Genomic DNA, 23,431 nt, shown 5'->3' on the forward strand with positions numbered 1-23,431 from the left:
GTGGCCGGGCGACGCCAGCCGGTCGCGCAGCGGTTATCGGGCCGTTACTAGCGAGTAACGAACCCCCTTGTGCCACGGGCGCGAATGCACCACGATCGGCCACGCTCGGTCCAATAACGCCAGCCCGGCTGCCAGTCGGCGCGGCGGCCCTGTTGGGTCCCCACCGAGTGGGTCGGCGGCAGTGGCGCCGACTCCGGACAGGGGGGTTCCTGCCGTCCGGCAGGGCCTGTCCGAACAGGTTGCGCGCACGCGCGGCCAGTGGTTGTCGCTCGGGGGTGATCGCCGGTGATTCGGACGCGGTTCCTGCCTCCGTGCGCGGCGCTCTCTTTCCGAGGACGTAGCACTTCTCCCATCCCAGGACGGGCCGAGGCCCGGACCGGAGATGTACGTCCGAGAAGGAGGAAAAAAATTATGAGTTCCCAGGTTCGTGGCGGCACCAGATGGAAGCGTTTCGCTCTGGTCATGGTGCCGAGCGTGGCGGCGACCGCAGCGGTGGGCGTCGGCCTGGCACAGGGTGCGCTCGCGGCTTCGTTCAGCGTGTCCGGTCAGAGCTTCAAGGTAAGTGCGGACAGTCTCGTCGGCCACAACTTCGTGCAGTACGGCAGTGTGGCCACCGGCACGGACCCCGAGGGCAAGAACGGGGCGCACGCCGTGGCCGTGTCCGGCTTCAGCGACGCCAAGATCACCAACATGTGCCAGTCGGTGGTCACTCCGAACCTTCCGTTCGGTCTCGGCACTGTCACGCTGGTGCTGAACGCGGGTACGGACCCGAACAAGCCGGTCAAGGCGACCAACCTGTACCTGGACGTCGCCGAGCTCGACGCGGACGCGACGTTCAAGAACATCGACATCGGTGTTGCCGCGGGTTCCCTCATCAAGGACCCGAACAACCCTAAGTCGATCGGCATCCAGCCTCACACTCAGGCGAACCCGAACGGTTTCGCGCAGCGCGCCGACGAGGCGAGGCTGACCGGCGTGAAGCAGACGGCGTGGGCGACCACCGCCGGCACCTTCAAGCTCAGCAACCTGAGCCTGCGGCTGAAGTCCGGCGACAAGCCTTGCTACTAGGGCAGTTGCCCAGGGTGGCCGGGGTGCCCGCCACGGACCTCCGGCCGCCCGCCCCTTCTCTTCTCACAGCAGTACCGGTTCCAGGGAGCTGTTTTCCATGAGCCCCGAGTCCACAGGGCAGAACGAGCACCACCTCCGCGTCTTCCGGCGGGGATTCCGCACCTGGCGGGGTAACCGGCCGTTCTGGGCGGGCCTGTTCACCATGGTGGGTGGTCTACCCATCGCGTACTTCCCGTACGCCAACATGCACCTCGGCAACATCACGCTGGCGATGTCCACGACCGCGGGTGCCGGATCGTTGATCATCGGGGTCCTGCTGATCACGCTGGGCCTCACGATGTGGTTCCACCACATCGTGAGAGTGTTCGCCGGAGTCGCCGCGATCCTCCTGGCGCTGATCTCCATACCGGTCGCCAACATCGGCGGCTTCCTGATCGGCTTCCTGTTCTCCCTGCTCGGTGGAGCGCTCTCCATCTCCTGGGCCCCGGGCGAACCGAAGCCCGACACCGTGGATGCCGGTGCCCAGGGGCCGACGTCCGAGGACGCCGGTGCCGGGACGCGGTCCGGACCCGAGTTCCACAGCACGGCGGCGGTGCCCCAGCAGCAGCCGGAGCAGTACGACACGACAGTTGAGGTCGACGGCGGGAGGCATCGTGCGGGGTGACGAGACGCAGCTGAACTCGACCGGGGAGAACCTCCGGACGAGAAGCGGGCCGCGCCACGCGGCCCCCCGGAAGTCGTTGCTGACGAAGCTGCACATACCCGCGGGCAAGGCCTTCGCGCTCGCCGCGATGCCGACGGCCGTCTTCGTGGGCATGGGGCTCACCCCCAAGCTCGCGCTGGCCGACGACACCATGGACATTCCCTTCGCGCCCGGCCCCTGCGTGACCCGCTCCGACGAGCCGAGCGAGTCCCCGTCCCCGTCCGCGTCGGAGACGAAGTCGCCGTCCCCGTCCCCGTCCGCCACCGATTCCGGTGGCAAGGGCGACACGGCGACGCCGAAGCCCACGGCGACCCCGTCGGCGAGCGACGCAGCGAAGCCGGAGGCGGAGGCGAAGGCCGCCGACGCGCCCGCCGCCGACGCGCCGAGCGCCTCGCCCACCCCCACGAAGTCGACGAACCCGCTCGACCCGCTGGGCGTCGGCGACGCGCTGAAGGACCTCTTCGACGGACCGGACAAGGCCACGGCGAGCCCGTCCCCGAGCACCGCGTCCCCGAAGCCGTCGCAGAGCGACACCGCCAAGCCGGCGGAGAAGGCCACGGAGAAGGCCACGGAGAAGGCCACGGAGAAGGCCACGGAGAAGGCCACGGAGAAGGCCACGGAGAAGGCCACGGAGAAGGCCGCGGGCGCCGCGAAGGAGACCGCCGACAAGACCGCCGCCGCCATCCGCGATGCCGCGGACAAGGCCGGCAAGCCGGTCAAGGAGCTCGACGACAGCGTCAAGGGACTCGGCGTCAAAAAGGACGCGGACATCCCGGACGGCGCCAAGGAGCGCTTCCCGTGTCCGACGGCCGACCCCGAGGCGCTGGCCGCGGCCGACCTGGAAACAGGTGTGCCGCTGCTCCCGACCGACCCGTGGATCCTGGACAGCTCGCTGCTCACCCTCAACGGGCTCGACTACAAGGGCATCGTCGAGGTGAAGACGCAGGACGGCACCATCAAGAAGGTGCTGAAGTTCACCGCGAGCTCCGTCGACATCAAGGACCTCCACCAGCTGACGGTCGGTCCGAACGGGACCACGGCCCACGTCCAGGCGCGCAAGGGCTCCACGTCCACCATCCGCGACGGGACGGTGACGATGTACACGGAGGAGCTGAAGGGGAACCTCTTCGGCCTCATCCCGGTGACGTTCAGCCCGCAGACCCCGCCGCCGCTCAACGTCCCCTTCGCCTTCTTCACCAAGGTCAAGGTGACCCAGGCGGGCCAGTTCGGCGGCACGCTCAAGGTCCCCGGGCTGCACAACTACTTCACCGGCGCCAACAGCTAGCGCTGGGGCCGGAAGGGTGCACCGGCTCGCGGCGTCCGGCACGGCACCTCGCCGCGTTGTCGCCTCGCCCGAGTGCGTCCGGCACGAGGGCCGTCCTGCGCCGTGCGACGCACCGCACCGGACGCCGCGAGCTTCCCGGCAATCCTTTCCGGCCACAGCACCAGGCGCCAACAGCTGGGCGCCATGGACCCGTTCGGGAGCCGCACAAAGGCCGGTGGGCCGCACTCCTTCCGGAGCGCGGCCCACCGGCCTTTCCGTACGGGTACGGGCCGCGTCAGTCGCGCGCCCCGCCGCCGACATGGTGCACTCGCACCATGTTCGTCGTGCCCGGGATGCCGGGGGGCGAGCCGGCCGTGATGACCATCGTGTCGCCCTCGTTGTAGCGGTCCAGCTTGAGGAGTTCCGCGTCGACCAGGTCGACCATCGCGTCCGTGTTGTCCACGTGCGGGACGACGTGGGCCTCGACGCCCCAGCTCAGGGCGAGCTGGTTGCGGGTGGACTCGTCCGTGGTGAAGGCCAGGATGGGCTGTGCGGCGCGGTAGCGGGAGAGCCGACGGGCCGTGTCGCCGGACTTGGTGAAGGCGACCAGTGCCTTGCCGTTCAGGAAGTCCGCGATCTCGCAGGCGGCACGGGCCACCGAACCGCCCTGGGTGCGGGGCTTCTTGCCCTGCACCAGCGGCTGGAGGCCCTTGGCGAGCAGCTCCTGCTCGGCGGCGACGACGATCTTCGACATCGTCTTGACCGTCTCGATCGGGTACGCGCCCACGCTGGACTCGGCCGACAGCATGACCGCGTCCGCGCCGTCCAGGATCGCGTTGGCGACGTCGGACGCCTCGGCGCGGGTCGGCCGCGAGTTGGTGATCATCGACTCCATCATCTGGGTCGCCACGATCACCGGCTTGGCGTTCCGCCGGCAGAGCTCCACCAGGCGCTTCTGCACCATCGGGACCTTCTCCAGCGGGTACTCGACGGCCAGGTCGCCACGGGCGACCATCACACCGTCGAACGCCATGACGACGCCCTCCATGTGCTCGACGGCCTGCGGCTTCTCGACCTTGGCGATGACGGGGACCCGGCGGCCTTCCTCGTCCATCACCTTGTGGACGTCCTTGACGTCATTGGCGTCCCGTACGAAGGAGAGCGCCACCAGGTCGCAGCCCATCCGCAGGGCGAACCGCAGGTCCTCGACGTCCTTCTCGGACAGGGCCGGGACGTTGACCGCCGCGCCGGGCAGGTTGATGCCCTTGTGGTCGGAGACGACACCGCCCTCGATGACGATGGTCCTGACCCGGGGCCCGTCGACCGCGACGACCTTCAGCTCGACGTTGCCGTCGTTGATCAGGATCGGGTCGCCCTTGGCGACGTCGCCGGGCAGACCCTTGTAGGTCGTGCCGCAGATCGACTTGTCGCCGGGGACGTCCTCCGAGGTGATGGTGAACTCGTCCCCGCGGACCAGCTCGACGGGGCCCTCGGCGAACTTCGCCAGGCGGATCTTCGGACCCTGGAGGTCGGCGAGGACACCGACCGCACGGCCGGTCTCGGCGGCGGCCTTGCGGACCCGGTCGTAACGACCCTGGTGCTCCTCGTGGCTGCCGTGACTGAAGTTGAAGCGGGCCACGCTCATGCCGGCCTCGATCAGAGCGACGAGCTGCTCGTGGGAGTCGACGGCGGGACCGAGTGTGCAGACGATTTTGGAACGGCGCATGAGGCGGATCCTATCGGTTTGTTTCGCTACGGAATATTCCGTCTGGTGGAAGGTACAAAGGGGCGCGGGGGTGCTCAGTTGTGGTCCTGTCCGACGAGCGCGAAGGTCTGGACGGCGATCTCCAGCTCCTCGTCCGTCGGTACCACGGCGACCGCGACCCGTGCGTAGTCCGGCGAGATCAGCCGCGATGCGCCGGACCGTGCGGCGTTCAGATCCGCGTCCACCGCCAGGCCGAGCTCCTCCAGCCCGGCGATCGCAGCCTCCCGTACCGGTGCCGAGTTCTCCCCGACCCCCGCCGTGAACACCACGGCATCCACCCGCCCGAGGACCGCCGAATAGGCGCCGATGTACTTCTTCAGCCGGTGCACGTAGATGTCGAACGCCAGCGCCGCGCGCTCGTCGCCCGCGTCGATCCGGCGCCGGATCTCCCGCATGTCGTTGTCGCCGCAGAGCCCGAGCAGGCCGCTCCTCTTGTTGAGCAGTTCGTCGATCTCGTCCGTCGACATCCCCGCCACCCGCCTGAGGTGGAAGGTGACGGCCGGATCGATGTCGCCGGAGCGCGTCCCCATCACCAGCCCCTCCAGCGGGGTCAGCCCCATCGAGGTGTCCACGCACCGGCCGCCCGCCACCGCCGAAGCCGAGGCGCCGTTGCCCAGGTGCAGCACGATGACATTGACCTCCTCGGGGGCACGTCCCAGCAGCTCGGCGGCCTTCCGGGAGACGTACGCGTGCGAGGTGCCGTGGAATCCGTAGCGCCGGATCCGGTGCGCGTCGGCGGTCTCGGTGTCGATCGCGTACCGCGCCGCGTACTCCGGCATCGTGGTGTGGAAGGCCGTGTCGAAGACCGCCACCTGCGGAAGGTCCGGGCGCAGGGCCCGCGCGGTACGGATACCGACGATGTTCGCCGGGTTGTGCAGCGGGGCCACCGGGACCAGGCGCTCGATCTCCTCCAGTACCTCGTCGTCGATGACCACCGGCTCGGTGAAGCGCAGCCCGCCGTGCACCACGCGGTGCCCGATCGCCGCCAGCGCGGGGGAGTCCAGGCCCAGCCCGTCGGCGGCCAGCTCCTCGGCCGCCGCCTTCAGCGCGGACTCGTGGTCGGCGATCGGGCCGACCCGCTCACGCGACTCGGCGCCCCCGCCGACCAGCGGGGTGTGCACCAGCCGGGAGGTCTCCTCGCCGATCCGTTCGACCAGTCCGGCCGCGAGCCGGGAGTGGTCGCTCATGTCCAGGAGCTGGTACTTCACCGACGACGAACCGGAGTTGAGAACGAGAACGCGATGCGCGGCCACGGCGGAAGGGCCTTCTGCGGTCGGGGTGGTCATGCGGTTCGCTCCTCGCTCTGGGCCTGGATCGCCGTGATGGCCACGGTGGTGACGATGTCCTGGACCAGCGCGCCCCGGGACAGGTCGTTGACCGGCTTCCGCAGGCCCTGGAGCACCGGACCGACGGCCACGGCGCCCGCCGAGCGCTGCACGGCCTTGTAGGTGTTGTTGCCGGTGTTCAGGTCCGGGAAGATCAGCACCGTCGCCTGCCCCGCCACCTCGGAGCCCGGCAGCTTCATCGCGGCCACGCTCGGCTCCACCGCGGCGTCGTACTGGATGGGGCCCTCGATCCTGAGGTCCGGCCGGCTCTCGCGGACCCGGTTCGTCGCCTCGCGCACCTTGTCGACGTCGGCGCCCGACCCCGAGGTGCCCGTCGAGTACGACAGCATCGCGATCCGCGGCTCCACGCCGAAGCGGGCGGCGGTGGCGGCCGACTGGATCGCGATGTCCGCGAGCTGTTCCGCGTCCGGGTCCGGGTTGACCGCGCAGTCGCCGTACACCAGGACCTTGTCGGCGAGGCACATGAAGAAGACGGAGGAGACGATCGAGGCGTCCGCCGGGGCCTTCCCGTCTTCCGCCGCCGTGCCGGACGTGCTCGGCGCGGCCCCCTTGGTCTTGATGATCTCGAAAGCGGGGCGGATCGTCGCCGCGGTGGAGTGCACGGCCCCGGAGACCATGCCGTCCGCGAGCCCCTCCTGGACCATCAGCGTGCCGAAGTAGTTGACGTCCGCGACGACGTCGTACGCCAGCTCCAGAGTGACCCCGCGATGCGCGCGCAGCTGCGCGTACCGCTCGGCGAAGGCCTGGCGCAGTTCGGAGGACTGCGGGTCGATGAGCTGGGTGGCGGCGAGATCGATGCCGAGGTCGGCGGCCTTCTTACGGATGACGTCGGGGTCACCGAGGAGCGTGAGGTCGCAGACGTCGCGGCGCATCAGTACGTCGGCGGCGCGCAGCACCCGTTCCTCGGTGCCTTCCGGCAGGACGACCCGGCGCCGGTCGGCGCGGGCCTGTTCCAGCAGTTCGTGCTCGAACATCATCGGGGTGACACGGCCGCTGCGGGCCACCGAGATCCGGTCCAGCAGGGCGCCGGTGTCCACATGGCGCTCGAAGAGGCCGAGCGCGGTCTCCGCCTTGCGGGGCGTCGCCGCGTTCAACTTGCCTTCCATCGCGAAGAGTTGTGCCGCCGTGGGGAAGGAGCCGCCGGCCACCGAGACGACCGGGGTGCCCGGTGCGAGTCGCGCGGCCAGCTTGAGTATCTCCTCGCCGGGACGTTCGTCCAGGGTCAGCAGCACACCCGCGATCGGCGGGGTCCCGGCGCTGTGCGCGGCCAGTGAGCCGATCACCAGGTCCGCCCGGTCCCCGGGCGTGACCACCAGACAGCCCGGCGTCAGCGCGTTCAGCATGTTCGGCAGCATCGCGCCGCCGAAGACGAAGTCCAGCGCGTCCCTGGCCAGCCCGGAGTCGTCGCCGAGCAGCACCGTGCCGCCGAGCGCCGCGGTGATCTGGGTGACGGTCGGCGCGGAGAGCGCGGCGTCGTCCGGCAGCACCGAGCAGAGGACGGGGAGCCGGTCCGCCAGCCGTTCGGCGATGGCGTCGCGGTCCTCGGCCGCCACCCGGTTCACGACCATGGCGAGGACGTCGCAGCCCAGACCGGTGTACGCGCGGTAGGCGTTGCGGGCCTCGGCCCGTACGGACTCCGCGGTCTGGCCCTTCCCGCCGACCACCGCGATCACGGAGGCGCCGAACTCATTGGCGAGACGGGCGTTGAGCGCCAGTTCGTCGGGCAGCTGGGTGGCCGCGAAGTCCGTACCGAGGACCAGCACCACCTCGTACTTCTGGGCCACCTGATGGAAGCGGTCGACGAGCTGGGAGACCAGCTCGTCCGTACCCTGTTCCGCCTGGAGCGCGGACGCCTCGTGATAGTCCAGGCCGTAGGCCGACGCGGGGTCCTGGGGGAGCCGGTAGCGGGCCCGCAGCAGTTCGAACAGCCGGTCGGGCCCGTCGTGGACGAGCGGCCGGAACACTCCGACCCGGTCCACCTGACGCGTCAGGAGCTCCATGACTCCCAGATCGACGACCTGGCGGCCGTCTCCCCGGTCGATACCGGTCACGTACACGCTGCGCGTCACGCGTGCTCTCCCGTCCATTTTTGCGGTTTGGGATGGTATTGCCATGTCGACGATACCTGTGGGGGCCGAGGCGCCGCCCGCCGGGCGAAAGGCCCTGTGCGCAGGGGGTGCAGGCCCCCGCCCGTCCGGTCGGACCGGCGTCGGATCCACTGCCGCGTCCGGCGGAGCGCCCGTGCGGGCACCCCGTGACGGTCGGGAGCGCGAGGTCCAGACCTGACGTGGGACAATCGTTGTGGCTCACGGTACGGGGGATTCTGTAGTCGCCCCCGAAATGCACGACACTAGCGAGCAGGAGATACAGCACGATGCGCATCGGAGTTCTCACCGCAGGCGGCGATTGCCCAGGCCTGAACGCAGTGATCCGGTCGGTCGTGCACCGAGCCGTGGTGGGTCACGGCGATGAAGTCATCGGTTTCGAGGACGGGTTCAAGGGGCTCCTCGACGGTCACTTCCGCCCCCTCGACCTCAATGCGGTCAGTGGCATCCTGGCCCGTGGCGGGACCATCCTCGGCTCGGCCCGGCTGGAGCGCGACCGGCTGCGCGAGGCCGCCGAGAACTGCGCCGAGCTGAGCCGTCGTTACGGCATGGACGCGCTGATCCCGATCGGCGGCGAAGGCACCCTCACCGCCGCGCGGATGCTGTCGGACGCCGGAATGCCCGTCGTCGGCGTTCCCAAGACCATCGACAACGACATCTCCGCCACCGACCGCACCTTCGGCTTCGACACGGCGGTGGGCGTAGCCACCGACGCCATAGACCGCCTCAAGACCACCGCCGAATCGCACCAGCGGGTCATGGTCGTCGAGGTGATGGGCCGCCACGCCGGCTGGATCGCGCTGGAGTCCGGAATGGCGGGCGGCGCGCACGGCATCTGCCTTCCCGAGCGCCGCTTCCAGGTCGAGGACCTGGTCAAGATGGTCGAGGAACGCTTCGCGCGCGGCAAGAAGTTCGCGGTCATCTGCGTCGCCGAGGGCGCGCACCCGGCCGAGGGCTCCATGCCGTACGCCAAGGGCGAGATCGACCAGTACGGTCACGAGCGCTTCCAGGGCATCGGCAACCGGCTGGCCATCGAGCTGGAGACCCGGCTCGGCAAGGAGGCCCGGCCGGTCATTCTCGGTCATGTGCAGCGCGGCGGCACGCCGACCGCGTACGACCGGGTGCTCGCCACCCGCTTCGGCTGGCACGCGGTGGAGGCCGCGCACCGGGGCGACTTCGGCCGGATGACGGCCCTGCGCGGCAATGACATCGAGATGGTTCCGCTCGCCGATGCCATCACCCGGCTCAAGACGGTGCCCGCGGACCGGATGGACGAGGCCGAATCGGTCTTCTGATCCCGGGCCACGCGGCTGCGGCGTGGTGCGCCGCGGCGCCGTAAGGAGTGGCCGACGGCCCCGGCTGTCCCTCGTGGACGGTCGGGGCCGTTTGTCGTTCCCGCTGGTGGCCAGGGGGCGATCTGCTCACCGGAGAGGACGTCGGTGCCGTCCACGCGGTCGTGGCGAAGACGGCGGTGGCGGCGAAGACGGCGAAGACGGCGGTGGCGGCGATGGTGGCGGCCCGGCCCGTGCTCCAAGTGCTCGGCGGATTGGTGGAGTTCGCGCTCGACTTCCGGGCGCCTTCCGGCCCGAGCGACGGCGGCGGGGCGGTCGCCGGGCGGTTGTCGAGCGGTCGCCGGGCCGCCGCCAGGCTGTTGTCGAGCGGTCGCGCCCGGTGCGGCGCGTCGCCGAGTAGGCGGGGTGAAAATGCCAAAGGCGTACCCGACGCACCCGGAATGGAGAATTCCGCCCCTGTGTGATCATCCCAAACCGCTGTCAAAAAGTTGATGATCTTCTGGTTGATATCCCGGAAATAAACTCGCGAGTAAAGTGCTACTTTTTCGTCGTGACAGTTCGCCAAGGCAACCGGATGGGGGAGCCTGTGTCGTCGATGAATGAGCGGGAAGAATTACTTTCCGACGTGCGCATATTTCTTCGGCAGGACTCCGTTCTGATCGAGGCCGAGGACGGGGTATTCCTGAGGGGCGGTCGGGGCGACCTCTTCATCAAGAGCCCGTCCGCGTATGCCTGGCTGAGCCGGCTCGCCCCGGTGCTTTCCGCCGGAACCACCCTGCGCGAACTGTGCGCCGGACTGGACGAGGCGCGCACCGGAACGCTCACCGGCCTGGTGCGCCACCTCGCCGACCACGGGTTCGTGCGGACACTCGCCACAGAGGGCGACGCTCTGCTCGACGCCGCCGAGCGGACCCGCTTCGCCCCGCAGCTCGCCTTCCTCTCCCATCACACCGACACGCCCCGTGCGGCGCTGCGCCGGGTGCGGGACGCGCGGGTCGTCATCGCCGGTGCGGGGGCCGGGGCGCTCACGGCGGCCCGCACCCTGCTGCGCAACGGCGTCACGCGGATCGCGCTGCTCGGCCCCTGTGCCACCGACCCGGACGGCACACGGGCCCTCGGGGAAGAGGTGCGCGCCCTGGCCGCAGCCGGGGTGTCCGCGCAGGTGGAAGGGCTGTCGCCGGACTGGGCCGGCGACTGGACGGACCAGGTGGCCGCCTGGCGGCCGACCGCCGTCCTGGCCACCGCGCACGGGGTGCCCGGGGCACTGACCGGTCCGCTGGCCGGTCTCGCCCGCGCCGCGGGCGCCGCCTTCCTCGCCGCCCGCGGCCATGGGCGGATCGTCGTCAAGGGGCCGCTGGCCGCGCCCGACGGCGGATCGGCCTGCTGGGACTGCCTGCGGCTGCAGCTCGCCGCGAACGCCTCGGACGAGCTGGTCGCCCGGATACTGCGGGACGAGTCGCCGACCGCCGTCCACCACCGGCTCTTCGCCGCACCGGCACCCCCGGCCGGGAATTCCGCGCTCACGGCGATCGTGGATTCCGCCATCGGCAGTGAATTGGCCACGGAACTCTTCAAATTCCTCTCGGGCGCATTGGACTCCGATCTCGTCGGTGCCGTGGTCGTCCAGGACTCGGAAAATCTCGAAACGTGGCGCGAGTTGATTCCGCTTCGCGCGGACTGCCCTTGCTGCGGGCCGCAGGAATACGAAGAATCAGTCGGACTCAAGGCATTTCATAATGGCGATGCCGACCTCGCCGAAAGCGCGGAGGAGCGGACGGCCCGCTACAGCGCGGTCCTCGCCCCGACCACCGGTCTGCTGCGCGCGTTCGACGACGACGATCTGCCTCAGGCGCCCCTGCGCGCGGCCCGGCTGCTCACCGCGGCGTCCGCCGCGACCGACGTGTACGGGTTCAGCGTCGGCACCTCCCTCGACGCCCGTGCCGACGCCGTCGAACGCGCCCTGCGCCATGCCGCCGCCCACGCCCCCTCTCCCGTGCCCGTGAGCCGCACCACGGCTGCCCTGCTGCGCTCCGAGGGCGCGGTGGTGGCGCGGACGGTGCCGCCGGGCCGTCCGGACGACGCCGCCCTCGCCGCCGCGACCGCCGACGACCCGCCGAGGCCCTGGACACCCGCGCTGCGCCTGCGCGACGACGCCACCGTATGGGTGCCGCTGGACCGGCCGGTCGCGGACGGCCCCACCGCGATCGCGGGATTCGGCGCCGGAGCGACCGCCCGGGAGGTCATCGGCGCCGCGCTGACCTCGATGCTCCTGGCCGAGCGGCTCGACGACTGGCTCGACGGGGCGGTCCTCGCCGAACCGGTCGACGCCGCCCGCGACATCGACGCCCTGCACGCACCGCTCGCGCTCGCCCTGGGGCGCACCGGTGTGCTGCGCGTCCAGTCCCTCAGGGACCCCGACGACGACGGAGACGTCACGGACGTGGTCGCCGCCCGCTACGAGACCGAGGGGCGCGTCCTCCAGGTCGCGGCGGCGGGCCCGACGCGCCGGGCGGCCGTCGGCGCGGCTCTGCTCGAACTGGCCGGCCGGGCCGAGCAGTCCGACCCGTACGCCCACCCGGACGGCCCCGGAACCGTCCTGTGCCCCGCGCACTGGCCCGCCGTGGACTGCGTACCGCTCGGAGCACCGGCGCAGCCCGCGGACCGGCCGGACGCGGAGCCGGGCGGCACGGACCCCGACCGGGTCGTCGCCCTGCTCGCGGCCCGCGGTCGTGACGTCCTGCTGCTCCCGCTGGCCCCGGCGGCCCTGCCTTCCGCCCCGGACGGCTCCGCCGTCGTCCTCGCCGGGCGCGTGTTCGTCACGCCACCGGTGCCTCGGCCGCAGGACTGAGCCGGCGCACCCCTCCCGACTTCCCCGTGCCGAGCACGGGGAGGGCTCGGGCACCCCGCCCGAGTCAGCACATCCAGCACATGCGGAACATCCCGTACGTCGACATGTCTACGTCGCACGTCTGTATATCCGCATATCCCTAAAAAGGAGAAACATCATGGGTACGAACAACGACTTCGCCGACCTGTCCGCCGAGACCTTCCAGGTCGAGGTCGTCGGCGCGGAGAACGACCCGACCCTGCTCGCCTGGTCCTGCACGGGCAGCACCAACAGCTGCTGCTCCACCTCGGGCACCCCGATCGGCGAAGGTGCCTGAGCGAGGACAGCAGGCTTCCGCCTGACGGCCGAAGCCCTCTGCTAGCAACGGTGTGAGCCGTGGCGGTCCGGGCCTCACGGGCCGGGCCGCCACGGCGCCCTCACGAAGAGACTGGTCGCCCGTGACACACAGCACGTCCCTCACGTCCCTCACGACCCTTCCCACCGGAACCGCGCTGGACCACCGTCTCGAAGAGTTCCGGCTCGCCCTGCACGCGCAACTGGCGCGGCTCGACGGCCTCCCGGGCCGATGCGATCCCCTGCGGGGGGCCGATGTGCCGGTCCGCGCGCTGGGCCTGACGGTGGACCGGCGCGATTCCGGCCGACCCGTTTCCGACCGGTCCGATTCAGGCCGGTCCGTCTCCGACCGGTCCGCCGGACCCGTATCGCACCCGGCCCCGCTCGTCCTGCCGGTCCACCTCTACGGCGACACCGTCCTGGTCGGTCCCGCCCACGACGCGAGCCGCGCGCCCCGCCCCTGCGCCGCCTGTCTGCGGCGCCGCTGGGCCACCGTACGGCCGGAGCGTGAGCGCGAGGCGCTGGAGCGGGGTGGCGCGTACGTGGTGGCCGGCCCCGGCAGCCCGGTGCCGGCCGAATGGGGCGTGCCGTCCGTGGTCGCCGCCCTCTCCGACCTCGCCGAGGCCTGGCACCGCCGTACCGCGACACCCGACACCGACACCGGCAGCGACACCGGCCGGAGTGCCGATGTACTGGAGATCGATCTCGGCTCCGGCGCGATCACCCGATTTCCGCTCCTCGCCCACCAGGGCTGTCCCGAGTGCGCCGAGGCACGCGTCGACGAGCCGCCCACCGCGCACGGCTTCCCGCGTTCCCGGCCCGTGCCGCACCCGGGCGCGACCCGGCTCGCCCACTGGAGCGCGTACCGGCTGCCGACCGACGCGCTGGCCAACCGTCTGTGCGGCGCGCTCGCCGCCGGGGCGGGCTTCAACCGCCTCTCCGTCGGCATCAACGCCCCGGTCAGCGGTCTTCTGCGGCTCGGCGGGCGGACGACGGAGCGGGCCACGCTGTACGAGATCACCTGGGGCGGGCACGCCGACACCTACCGGGAGAGTCTCGCGCTCGGCCTGCTCGAAGGGCTCGAACGGTACGCGGGACAGCGCCCCCTCAGCCGCGGCCCCGCCCTGCGCGCCGCGTTCGCCGACCTCGACGGGCCCGGTCGGTCCGACGACGAGGATCCCGCCCATGCCTCCGCCCCCGAGGGCGCCCGCCGTCCGGACGGGCAGGCCGGGGCCGCCGTCCGGGGACCCGCCCTCGACCCGCGCGACACCGTTCTGTACCCGCCCGACTTCTACACCCGGGACCACGGCAGGTCCCTCGCCCCCTTCCGGCCCGACCGCGAGATCGACTGGGTCTGGGGCCATTCCTTCGCCCGCGGCGGCCCCCTCCTGGTCCCCGCCCAGCTCGCCTACTACGGCCCGCAGCGCCTGGGGGAACAGTTCCTCGTCGGCTCCTCCAGCGGCTGCGCGACCGGCGGCTGCCTGGAGGAGGCGGCCCTGCACGGACTGCTCGAACTCGTCGAGCGGGACGCCTTCACCGTGGCCTGGTACTCGGCCGCCGCCCTGCCCGAGATCGACCCGGCGAGCTGCGCCGACCCCCGTACGGCCGCCGCGATCGACCGGATGCACGCGCTGGGCTACGACGTCCGCCTGTTCGATCTGCGGCTGGACCTGCCGATCCCGATCGTGCTGTGCGCGGCGGTCCGGCGCACCCCGGGGCCGGGCAACCTCTGTCTGTCGGCGGGCATCGACCACGACCCGCGCGGTGCCGCGCTGACCGCCGTCCGCGAGGTCGCCAGCTACCTGCCGGGCTTCGACGAACGGGTACGCGGCGTCGAGGACGAACTGCGTTCGCTGGCCGCGGACTACGGCACCCTGACCGACCTGCGACAGCACGGGATGCTGTACGGGCTGCCGGAGATGGCCGCGCACGTCCCCTTCCTGCACCGCCCGCGCACCGTGCTGCGCACCCTCGACGAGACGTTCGCCGACTGGCGACGGCCCCGGCACACCGACCTCGCCGACCAGTTGCGCCACTGCGTCGACCTGGTGCGCGAGGTCGCCGACGACGTGATCGTGGTCGAGCAGACCTGTCCCGAGCAGGAGGCCGCCGGGGTACGGACCGCCGCCGTCATCGCACCCGGGCTCGTCCCCATCGACTTCGGCTGGCACTACCAGCGCGTCCTGAACACCGACCGGCTGCGCACCGCGGCATGGCGCGCGGGCAAGCGCGCCGAACCGCTCGGCGAGCAGGACATCCATCGTCACCCGCACCCGTTCCTGTGACCGAGAGGACCACCGTGGCAACGGACACCGACACCGTGCTGGCCTATGTCGACGCGGTACGCGACCGGTCGCGCGGGGCGATGGACCCCGACGGCTTCGCCCCCGACTGGCACGACCGGCCGTCCCCGCACACCCGTCACCCGGGCGCCCCGCGCATCGCCCTGCCTCCCGCGAGCCTCGCCCGCCGCGAGCCGGCCGCCCTCGACGGCTTCACCCTCGACCTGCTCGCCGAGACCCTGCACCTGGCCGCGGGCCCGCTGTCCCGGCGCTGGCAGATCGACTGGAACCTCGACGGCCTCCAGCGCACCCGCCTGCGCACCGCCGCCTGGGGCCGCGGCACCCCGTCCGGCGGGGCCAACTACCCCTGGGAGCTGTACTGGCTGCCCGCGCCCGGTCTGCCCGTCGCGCCCGGCCTCCTGCACTATGACAGCGGCCATCACGCCCTGGCCCGGCTCGCCACGGGCGACCTGACGGCGGCGGTCCGCGCCGCGCTGCCGCCGGACCAGCACCCGGACACGGGCGCCGTCGACGACGCCTCGGGCGGCTACCTGGTGTGCACGGTCCGCCCCTGGAAGACGGCGTTCAAGTACGGCGGCTTCTCCTACCACGTCGCCACCCACGACATCGGTGTGCTCCTGGGCACCTGGACGGCTCTGTCCCGTGCCGTCGGCGTCGAGGCCGCCCCCCGCCTCTGGTTCGACGAGCACGCGCTGAACGCCGCGCTGGGCCTGGACCCGGCCGAGGAATCGGTGCACGCCGTGCTTCCCCTGGCCTGGCAGCGACCGCACCCCGCCACCGGGTCCGCCGCCCGCCGTGCCGCGCCCGTCGCCGCGACCGGCGCGGCCTCCTGGCGCGCACGGCCGGGCGAGACCTCGCGCCGTACCCGCGTCTTCCCGGCCGCCGAAGCGGTACGGCGGGCGACGGCGCGCACCGCCCCGGACCCGGCACCGCCGCCGGAACCCCCGGCCCCCGGGACGTCCGCCCCCGCCGTGCCGCTCCCCGCGCCCCGCCCGCCCGGCGCCGACCTGGGTAGCGTGCTGTCCGCCCGCAGGTCCGCCAACGGCCGTCTCGATCCCCGCGCCCCGCTGACCGCCGCCGAACTGGCCGACGTACTGCACGGCGCGGCCGGCGCCGCCCCCGGCGTTCCCGGCACCCCGCTCACCGAGATCCTCGTCGCCGTCCGGCGCGTCGAGGGCGTCCCGCCCGGCAACTACCGCTACGACCCCCACCGGCACGCCCTCGCCCCCACCGGTCCGCTCACCTCGACGGCGACGCCCACGCGGCCCGGACAAGGCGACTACGCGATGCGGAACTACGCCGTCACGCACGCCGCCGTGTTCCTGGCCCTCGCCTGGCGCCCGGCCCGTGCCCTTGCCGCGTTCGGGCCGCGCGCCTACCGGGCCGCGCACGCCGAGGCCGGGGCGAGCGCCCAGCTGCTCCACCTTGCCGCGCAGGCGGACGGACTCGGCTGCGGAATGGCCCTCGGAATGGACGCCCGCGCCGTCGACGAGGCCCTCACGGGCGAGGACCCCGGACTGCGCACCACCCTCTGCCTGTTCCTCGGGCACCTGCTGCCGGGGGAGGCCCGGCTCGACGACCGCCTCTGCTGATCCCGTATCCCTCGCACCATCCCCCCGCGACCGCCCGTTCCACGCCAGGAGCCCTGTGTCTTCCGACCGTTCCGACCGCCCCTACGCCGCCCACCCCCACCTCCACGGCGATCTGCTGGTCTTCACCGCCGACGGCGACGTGTGGGGTGTCCCGGTGACGGGCGGCCGGGCCCGGCGCCTGACCGCCGACCACACCCGCGTCGGCCACCCCCGCATTTCCCCCGACGGGACCCTGCTCGCCTGGACGTCGACCCGGGACGGCGCGGCGGAGGCGTACGCCGCCCCGCTCGACGGCGCCGGGTCCCCGCGCAGACTCACCCATTTCGGCCACGCCCGCACCCGGGTCGCGGGCTGGACCCCCGGCGGCGAGGTCCTCGTGCTGAGCGCCCAGCACACCCACTCGCCCCTGGCCACCTGGGCCTGGGCCGTGCCCCCGGACGGCGGCGCGCCCCGGCGGCTGCCGTACGGGCCGGTGGGCGACCTCGCGTACGGACCGCACGGCGAGGTGGTGCTGGGCAGCGCCAAGCTGCTGCCCGAGGCCGCCTACTGGAAGGGCTACCGGGGCGGCGCCGTGGGCCGGCTGTGGATCGGCGACGACACGGACGCCCGGTTCGAGCCCCTCGTACCGAAGGGGCACGGCGACCGTCAGGCCGAGCTGGAGTGCCCGCTCTGGCTCACCGGGTCCGGCGGGGCAGACGGTCCGGCCGCCCGTGTCGGCTTCCTGAGCGACGCGGACGGCCGGGCCCGCCTCTGGTCGAGCCTGCCCGACGGCCGCGACCCGCGCCCGCACACGCCCGATTCCGCCCACCGCGGGTTCGGCGCGCGCGACGCCGCCACCGACGGGAGCCGTGTGGTCTACCGGAGCGGCGGCGATCTGTGGCTGCTCGCGGACACCTCGCCCGGCACCGAGCCGGTGCGGGTGGACGTACGGCTGACCGGCGCGCGGACCGGGCGCGTGCCGTACAGCGTCAGCGCGGCCGACTGGGCCGGCGACTTCGCGGGCGGGCCGGCCGGAACAGCCGGTTTGCTGGAGGTACGGGGCACCGTGCATCTGCTGCCCGAAGCAGGGACCGCGACCGGCACGGTGTCCGTCGCACTGGCGCAGCGGCCGGGCGTACGGTGCCGGCTGCCGCAGCCGCTGGGGGCGGGCGGCGGCGTGGCCTGGGTGTCGGACGTCGAGGGCGCCGACGCGCTGGAGATCCTGTCCGCACCCCTACCGGCACCGGCGCCCGAACCCGCGCCCACACCCGCCCCCGCGCCCGAGCCCCGGGTGCTCGCGGCCGGTCGGCTGGGCCGGGTCCTGGAGTTGCGCGCCTCCCCGGACGGCCGCTCCCTGGCCGTCGCCGCGCACGACGGCCGGCTCCTCGTGGTCGACGTGGCCTCCGGCGAGGTCACCGAGCTGGACCGCAGCGCGCACGAGGAGGTCACCGGGCCGACGTTCTCTCCCGACTCGGCGTGGCTGGCCTGGTCGCACCCGGGGCCCGGGGGCCTGCGTCAGATCCGGCTCGCCAGGGTCGCGGGCGACGGTGGCCCGGTCGTCGAGGCGACCGGACACCGGTTCCGCGACGAGGCACCCGCCTTCACCTCCGACGGTGCGCACCTGGCCTTCCTGTCCGACCGGGTGTTCGACCCCGAGTACGAGACGCACGTGCTCGACCTCGGATTCATCGCCGCGAAGCGCCCCTACCTGCTGACCCTGACCGCCGACGCCCCGTCTCCTCTGCTCGACCCGCCCACCGCCGGACTCCCGGCATCCGTCACCACGGCCGCCACGGCGGTCGACGCCGAGGGCCTGGCCGACCGGGTCGTCGCCTTCCCTGTGCGGGCCGCCGACTACAGGGCGCTGACGGCCGTCGACGGGGCGCTGCTGTGGATCCGTACTCCCGCCGTGGGCACCCTCGGCGACTGCTGGGCGGGCGTCGACACCCCGCCGCCGCGCGCCCGACTCGAACGATGGGACCTGCGCACCCGTACGCTCGCCACCGTGCGCGAGGGCGTCGACGCGTACGAGCCGGCCGGTGACGGCGGCCACCTGCTGGTCCACGACGGCCAGGACCTGCTCGTTCGTCCATCCGGCACCGACCGGCCGGACCGGCCCGTCGACCTGTCCCTGGTCCGTACCACCGTGGACCCGGCGGCCGAGTGGGCCCAGGCCTTCGCCGAGGACGAGCGGCTGATGCGGGACAACGTGTGGCGCCCCGACCTCCCCGAGCTCGACAGCGGCGAGGGCGGCCCCTGGGCCCGGCGTCGGCCGCTGCTCGAACGGATCGGCACCGCCGACGAGTTCACCGACCTGCTCTGGGACACGCACGGCGACCTGCGCTGCTCGCACGCCTACGTCTGGCCCCGGGCCGCCACCGGCCCGGTCACCGAGCGGCCGGGCCTGCTCGGCGCCGACCTGGCACGGGACGCGGACGGAACCTGGCGCATCGCGCGGATCGTGCCGGGGGAGAGCTCGGCGCCGGGCGCCCGGTCGCCGCTGGCCGTCCCCGGCACGGGGCTGCGCGCGAGGGACGCGCTCCTGGCCGTGGACGGTCACCCGGTGGACTCCGCGGCCGGGCCCGCGCCGCTGCTGCGGGGCGCGGCGGAGCGGCCGGTCGTACTGACGGTGCGTCCGGCGGCGGGCGGCCCGGTCCGGCGGGTGACGGTCGTGCCGCTGGCCTCCGAGGCGGCCCTGCGCTACCACGACCTGGTCCGCGGCCGGCGTGCCCGGGTGCGTGAGCGGAGCGGCGGACGCCTCGGCTACCTCCACGTACCGGACATGGTGGCGAACGGCTGGGCGCAGCTCCACCGGGACCTGCGCGCCGAGGCGGGCGCCGACGGTCTCCTGGTCGACTTCCGGGAGAACAGCGGCGGCCACCTCTCGTCCCTGGTCCTCGAACGCCTCGCCCGCCGTCCCGTGGGCTGGCAGCTGCGCCGCGGCAGCCGGCCGCAGTCCTGTCCCGAGCCGGCGGCGCGCGGTCCGCTGGTCTTCCTCGCCGACGAGCTGTCCGGCTCGGACGGCGACAACGTCGTGGCCGCGGTGCGCGCGACGGGCCTGGGCCCGGTGGTGGGCGTACGGACCTGGGGCGGGGTACGGGGGATGGAGGTCCGCCACCGGCTGGTCGACGGCACCCGCCTCGTCCACCCGCGCGGCACCTTCTGGTTCCAGCACGGCGGATGGGGGCTGGAGAACCACGGCGTCGAACCGGACGTGGAGGTGCGGGTCGCCCCCCACGACCGGGCGGCGGGCCGGGATCCCCAGCTGGAGCGGGCCGTCGAGATCGCCCTGCGCTCCCTGGCCACCACCCCCGCCCTCCGGGCTCCGGCGCTGCCCGCGCAGCCCGGCTGACGGTGCCTGCCGCACCCCGGCCGCGGCTCGGCGGGCGTTCCGGGCCCTCGGGCCGACCCGCCGAGGGCTGCCGGAACCGCCGCGCTCACACCCACCCGGGCGGACCGGGGGTGTCGGTTCTCCTTCCCCCCGGCGGCCCCGGACACGCGGACACGGCCGGCCGCCGACGAGCGGCGCGGCCACCGGACGCGGGACGGCTCACCCGGCCGTTCCCTGCGCCCCCGCCGTCTGCCAGAACCGTTCCACGATCCTCACCAGGAATGCCCGTCCGGCGTCGCCCGTCGCCCCGGCGCTTTCCGTGCCCGTGCTGCTCCAGCTGAGCGTGGACACCATGAGCGCCTGGTAGTCGGTGTGCAGCTGTTCCAGTACGTCCTGCAGGAACCCGCGCTCCAGCGGCACCAGCTTCGCCACCGGCCGGACATGGGCCTGCCAGCGTGTCGTCACCGCGCCGCGCAACAGCTCCGCCAGCTCCTCCTCCCGGCCGGACACCGCCACGAACCCGGCGGCCGTCAGCCCCAGCACCTCGCTGAGAGCCGCGGACTGGCGTTCATTGCCGCGCCAGCGCCCCGACTCCTCCATCCGCAGATACGCGGAGGCGGTCAGCCCCAGCAGACGCGCCAGCTCCTCCACGGCCAGCTCCCGGGCCACCCGGTGCTCCCGCAGGGTGCGCGCGGCCGTCAGCAGCTCGCCCGGCGAGCACCACAACACTCCGGCCAGCGCCGTGAGTTCGTACTCGCTCGGAACGGCGAGCCCACGCTCCCAGGCGATCACCGTCTCGGTGCTGACGCGGAGTCCGTACTGGGCTCCGAGACCGTACGCGACATGGCCGGGAAGCATCCCCAGGGCCTCGCGGAGTCGGCGCGCGGCGGGGGCGTTGAAGGGCGGGGAGGGGTGCACGGCCCCACCGTAGGAGTCGACACGCCCTCTGACTACGGTGTGTTCCACCGATATCACGGCTCGTATGAACGTCCTAGTACTGCAACCGCATGCTGCCCATCGTCGACCGGGGCTGGATCGAGGTGTGCCCTGTCATTTCCTGGGCCGCTCCCGACGGGAGGCGCGGCTTCCGGTACGGCACACCCCTTGCAGGGGAGGAACTGCCGGTGCTCCTGGCCGACGCCGACAACTGGGAGTATCCCGACAGCGGCGAGTGGATCGGCTGTCTGATGCTCGCTCTCACCGAGAAGGGACGTCGGATCCCCTGGTGAGCCGCGGACGGTCACTGCTCCCGCATGCCCCACGGAGAGCCATACGCGCTGAGCAGGTCCAGGAAGGGGCGGGCGGGGAAGGCCTCCGGGCCGAGGACTCCCGCGCCGGTCCACGCGCCCGTGGCCAGGAGTTCGAGGGCGACGACCGGGTTGACGGCCGTCTGCCACACCACGGCCTGGGAGCCGTACTCGGCCATCGACCACTGGTTGTCGACCACGTGGTAGAGGTAGACCTCGCGTGGTGCGCCGTCCTTGGTGCCGCGCACCCAGGTGCCCGCGCAGGTCTTGCCGTGCATGCGCTCGCCCAGCGTCGCCGGGTCCGGCAGGCAGGCGGCCACGACGTCGCGGGGCGACACGCCCACCGGACCCGCAGCGCTCGGCACGGTCACCAGGTCGGTGCGGTCCAGGCCCAGGAGGTGCAGCGTCCTGAGGGTCTGGATGAACTCCTCGCCCAGGCCGTACTTGAAGGTCACGCGGCGTGCGTCGATCCAGCGGGGAACGAGCAGCACCTCCTCGTGCTCCACGTTCACGCACTCGACCGGGCCGATGCCCTCGGGGAAGTCGAACACCTCCGGCTCGCTGAAGGGTTCGGTGGTGAACCAGCCGCGGTCCGCCTCGTAGACGACCGGCGGATTGAGGCACTCCTCGATGGTGGTCCAGATGCTGAAGGAGGGGGCGAACTCGTAGCCGTCGACGGTGAGGTTCGCGCCGTCGCGGATGCCGATCTCCTCTATCTCGTCGAAGAGTTCGTCGGCCGCGTACCGCGCGAAGACATCGGACAGCCCCGGCTCCACACCCATGCCGACGAGGGCCAGCGCGCCCGCCTTCTCCCAGTCGGCGGCCTGCGCGAACTGCGTGTCGCCGAGCATGACCCCGCACTCCTCGTACGGCCGCTCCGGGTGCGGGCGCGACAGAGACATCGCCATGTCGAGGTAGGTTGCTCCGGTCGCGAGCGCTGCCTGGAAGAGGGGCACCACGAACCGCGGGTCGGTGGCATTGAGCAGGACGTCGCACCCGTGCCGCGTCAGCAGCGCCGTCACCGCCGCCTGATCGGACGCGTCGACGTGCTCGGCGCGGAAGCGGCCCGCGGCGCCCGCGAGGGCGGCGACCGCCGCCTCGGCCCGGCTCAGGTCGTAATCGGCCACGACCATCTCGTCGAAGAACGAGCGCCTGGCCGCGATCCGGGTGATCGCAGTGCCCACACCGCCGGCTCCCACAAGCAGAACACGCATGACACGGACTTCCTCGCTCTGGAGACGGGGCGTGCCCGCGCGGACCAAAGGTGCGGGCGCCCCTGCCGGGAGATCCAACGCCGCGTGCCCGGATAAGGTCAATGGTGTTGGCATAAGGTCCCGGGGTGAGGAGGCGGCGGTGGCGAAAGCTGTGGTGCCCGAGGAGAAACGGCGCCGCCGCCGTCCCACCAGGAGCGGCACCGTGCTGTCCGAGCAACTGATCGTCGAGACCGCCCTGCGGATGCTGCGTGAGCACGGCAGCGCGGGACTCACCGCCCGCCGTCTCGGCCTGGCCCTGGACGCCGACCCCAGCACCCTCTACCGGTACTTCCGCGGTACGGACGATCTGACCCTCGCCATCGGCGACGCCCTCATCGGGCAGGCCCTGCAGGGCTGGCGACCCACGGGGGAGTGGCGGTCGGACCTGCGCGGCCTCGGGCTGCGCATCCACGCCGTGTACCTCGGGCATCCGCATGCGGCACTGCTGACCGCCAACCGGGTCACCGGCCGGGCCCACGAGCTGGCGGCCGACGAGGCCATCCTTGACGTACTTCGCACGGCGGGGTTCCCGCTGCCGGACACGGTACGGATCTACCAAGCCTTCATCGACCAGACCCTGGCCTTCGCCGCGCTCGACGCCGCCTCGCTGACCCTGCCACGGGAAAGCCTCAGTGCCGACGAGAACATGTGGCGCTCGACGTACGCCCGCCTGCCGCGCACCACACACCCCCGGATTGCCGAGGCGGCGCCTCTCCTGGCGACCCGCATGGTCGACAGCGCCTATCCCACGGCCCTGGAGATGCTGCTGGACGGCGCCGCAGTGCAGTGGGAGACACTGCGCGCCCGGCGATAGAGGATCGTCCGGGGGCGTCGCGGGGCGGACCCGTCCGTGGAGGCCGATCCCAACGTGGCCGCCCTGCGCGCAGCACGCCCCGTCAAGCGCTGCGGGCACACCCCTCCCACCCAAGTGTGTCAATCTCTTGACACACTTCACTTCAACAGCGATTGTGTCAGGCAGCTAATACACCTTACGGGAGGGAA

The 23,431-nt window shown here is 72.6% G+C and carries 16 protein-coding genes; 11 read left to right on the top strand and 5 right to left on the bottom strand.

Translation table 11 applies throughout. From position 1 onward, the window contains the following. Positions 1-411 precede the first annotated feature (411 nt). The 3 genes from ACZ68L_RS14905 to ACZ68L_RS14915 all read left to right on the top strand — a co-directional run bounded on the left by ACZ68L_RS14905 (position 412) and on the right by ACZ68L_RS14915 (position 3,056). The gene (locus tag ACZ68L_RS14905) at positions 412-1,068 is read left to right on the top strand and encodes a DUF6230 family protein (protein ID WP_469577181.1); all 657 of its coding nucleotides are present in this window, start codon (positions 412-414) and stop codon (positions 1,066-1,068) included. 97 nt (positions 1,069-1,165) lie between these two features. Further along, complete coding sequence (locus ACZ68L_RS14910) at positions 1,166-1,732, top strand: DUF6114 domain-containing protein (RefSeq protein WP_469577185.1); 567 nt, start codon at positions 1,166-1,168, stop codon at positions 1,730-1,732. Beyond that, positions 1,722-3,056 carry a hypothetical protein gene (locus tag ACZ68L_RS14915; protein ID WP_469577187.1) on the top strand — a complete coding sequence of 445 codons (1,335 nt, stop codon included), beginning with the start codon at positions 1,722-1,724 and terminating at the stop codon, positions 3,054-3,056. Before ACZ68L_RS14910 ends, ACZ68L_RS14915 begins: the two co-directional genes overlap by 11 nt. 274 nt (positions 3,057-3,330) lie before the next feature. Here ACZ68L_RS14915 and pyk read toward each other — a convergent pair whose 3' ends face one another. From pyk to pta, 3 genes are all read right to left on the bottom strand, one after another. Continuing rightward, a complete protein-coding gene (gene pyk, locus ACZ68L_RS14920; protein ID WP_469577189.1) occupies positions 3,331-4,761 on the bottom strand; it encodes a pyruvate kinase in 1,431 nt (476 codons plus the stop codon). A gap of 74 nt (positions 4,762-4,835) precedes the next feature. After that, positions 4,836-6,086 carry an acetate kinase gene (locus ACZ68L_RS14925; RefSeq protein ID WP_469577191.1) on the bottom strand — a complete coding sequence of 417 codons (1,251 nt, stop codon included), beginning with the start codon at positions 6,084-6,086 and terminating at the stop codon, positions 4,836-4,838. Then, positions 6,083-8,215 carry a phosphate acetyltransferase gene (gene pta, locus ACZ68L_RS14930; RefSeq protein WP_469577193.1) on the bottom strand — a complete coding sequence of 711 codons (2,133 nt, stop codon included), beginning with the start codon at positions 8,213-8,215 and terminating at the stop codon, positions 6,083-6,085. The genes ACZ68L_RS14925 and pta overlap by 4 nt, the downstream gene beginning before the upstream one ends. Before the next feature lie 305 nt (positions 8,216-8,520). On the opposite strand from pta, the gene ACZ68L_RS14935 reads away from it, so the two are divergent. The 6 genes from ACZ68L_RS14935 to ACZ68L_RS14960 all read left to right on the top strand — a co-directional run bounded on the left by ACZ68L_RS14935 (position 8,521) and on the right by ACZ68L_RS14960 (position 19,950). Continuing rightward, positions 8,521-9,546, top strand: a complete 1,026-nt coding sequence (locus ACZ68L_RS14935; RefSeq protein ID WP_351074711.1) for an ATP-dependent 6-phosphofructokinase — start codon at positions 8,521-8,523, stop codon at positions 9,544-9,546. A gap of 622 nt (positions 9,547-10,168) precedes the next feature. Further along, a complete protein-coding gene (locus ACZ68L_RS14940) occupies positions 10,169-12,391 on the top strand; it encodes a TOMM precursor leader peptide-binding protein (RefSeq protein ID WP_469577196.1) in 2,223 nt (740 codons plus the stop codon). Between the two features lie 157 nt (positions 12,392-12,548). Continuing rightward, complete coding sequence (locus tag ACZ68L_RS14945; protein WP_469577198.1) at positions 12,549-12,707, top strand: hypothetical protein; 159 nt, start codon at positions 12,549-12,551, stop codon at positions 12,705-12,707. A 121-nt stretch (positions 12,708-12,828) separates the two neighbouring features. Beyond that, the gene (locus tag ACZ68L_RS14950; RefSeq protein WP_469577199.1) at positions 12,829-15,009 is read left to right on the top strand and encodes a TOMM precursor leader peptide-binding protein; all 2,181 of its coding nucleotides are present in this window, start codon (positions 12,829-12,831) and stop codon (positions 15,007-15,009) included. Between the two features lie 14 nt (positions 15,010-15,023). Then, a complete protein-coding gene (locus tag ACZ68L_RS14955; protein WP_469577200.1) occupies positions 15,024-16,619 on the top strand; it encodes a nitroreductase family protein in 1,596 nt (531 codons plus the stop codon). A gap of 55 nt (positions 16,620-16,674) precedes the next feature. Further along, positions 16,675-19,950: a S41 family peptidase gene (locus ACZ68L_RS14960; protein ID WP_469577201.1), complete on the top strand. Its 3,276-nt coding sequence runs from the start codon at positions 16,675-16,677 to the stop codon at positions 19,948-19,950. Between the two features lie 198 nt (positions 19,951-20,148). Here the strand turns inward: ACZ68L_RS14960 and ACZ68L_RS14965 are convergent, their stop codons facing one another. Continuing rightward, complete coding sequence (locus ACZ68L_RS14965) at positions 20,149-20,787, bottom strand: XRE family transcriptional regulator (protein ID WP_469577260.1); 639 nt, start codon at positions 20,785-20,787, stop codon at positions 20,149-20,151. A 149-nt stretch (positions 20,788-20,936) separates the two neighbouring features. Here ACZ68L_RS14965 and ACZ68L_RS14970 point away from each other — a divergent pair, with 149 nt between their 5' ends. After that, on the top strand, positions 20,937-21,158 hold the full coding sequence (locus tag ACZ68L_RS14970) for a hypothetical protein (protein ID WP_469577202.1): 222 nt from the start codon (positions 20,937-20,939) through the stop codon (positions 21,156-21,158). A gap of 11 nt (positions 21,159-21,169) precedes the next feature. Here ACZ68L_RS14970 and ACZ68L_RS14975 read toward each other — a convergent pair whose 3' ends face one another. Then, complete coding sequence (locus ACZ68L_RS14975) at positions 21,170-22,390, bottom strand: saccharopine dehydrogenase family protein (RefSeq protein WP_469577203.1); 1,221 nt, start codon at positions 22,388-22,390, stop codon at positions 21,170-21,172. A 139-nt stretch (positions 22,391-22,529) separates the two neighbouring features. Here ACZ68L_RS14975 and ACZ68L_RS14980 point away from each other — a divergent pair, with 139 nt between their 5' ends. After that, on the top strand, positions 22,530-23,243 hold the full coding sequence (locus tag ACZ68L_RS14980; RefSeq protein WP_469577204.1) for a TetR/AcrR family transcriptional regulator: 714 nt from the start codon (positions 22,530-22,532) through the stop codon (positions 23,241-23,243). Positions 23,244-23,431: the final 188 nt, after the last annotated feature.

It is taken from the genome of Streptomyces sp. NPDC104309, assembly GCF_055584025.1.

Excerpts from the sequence above, each read along its gene's own strand:
- ACZ68L_RS14905 (WP_469577181.1), top strand. The coding sequence starts at position 412 with ATGAGTTCCCAGGTTCGTGGCGGCACCAGATGGAAGCGTTTCGCTCTG.
- ACZ68L_RS14910 (WP_469577185.1), top strand. The coding sequence starts at position 1,166 with ATGAGCCCCGAGTCCACAGGGCAGAACGAGCACCACCTCCGCGTCTTC.
- pyk (WP_469577189.1), bottom strand. The coding sequence starts at position 4,761 with ATGCGCCGTTCCAAAATCGTCTGCACACTCGGTCCCGCCGTCGACTCC.
- ACZ68L_RS14925 (WP_469577191.1), bottom strand. The coding sequence starts at position 6,086 with ATGACCACCCCGACCGCAGAAGGCCCTTCCGCCGTGGCCGCGCATCGC.
- ACZ68L_RS14935 (WP_351074711.1), top strand. The coding sequence starts at position 8,521 with ATGCGCATCGGAGTTCTCACCGCAGGCGGCGATTGCCCAGGCCTGAAC.
- ACZ68L_RS14945 (WP_469577198.1), top strand. The coding sequence starts at position 12,549 with ATGGGTACGAACAACGACTTCGCCGACCTGTCCGCCGAGACCTTCCAG.
- ACZ68L_RS14965 (WP_469577260.1), bottom strand. The coding sequence starts at position 20,787 with ATGCTTCCCGGCCATGTCGCGTACGGTCTCGGAGCCCAGTACGGACTC.
- ACZ68L_RS14970 (WP_469577202.1), top strand. The coding sequence starts at position 20,937 with ATGCTGCCCATCGTCGACCGGGGCTGGATCGAGGTGTGCCCTGTCATT.
- ACZ68L_RS14975 (WP_469577203.1), bottom strand. The coding sequence starts at position 22,390 with ATGCGTGTTCTGCTTGTGGGAGCCGGCGGTGTGGGCACTGCGATCACC.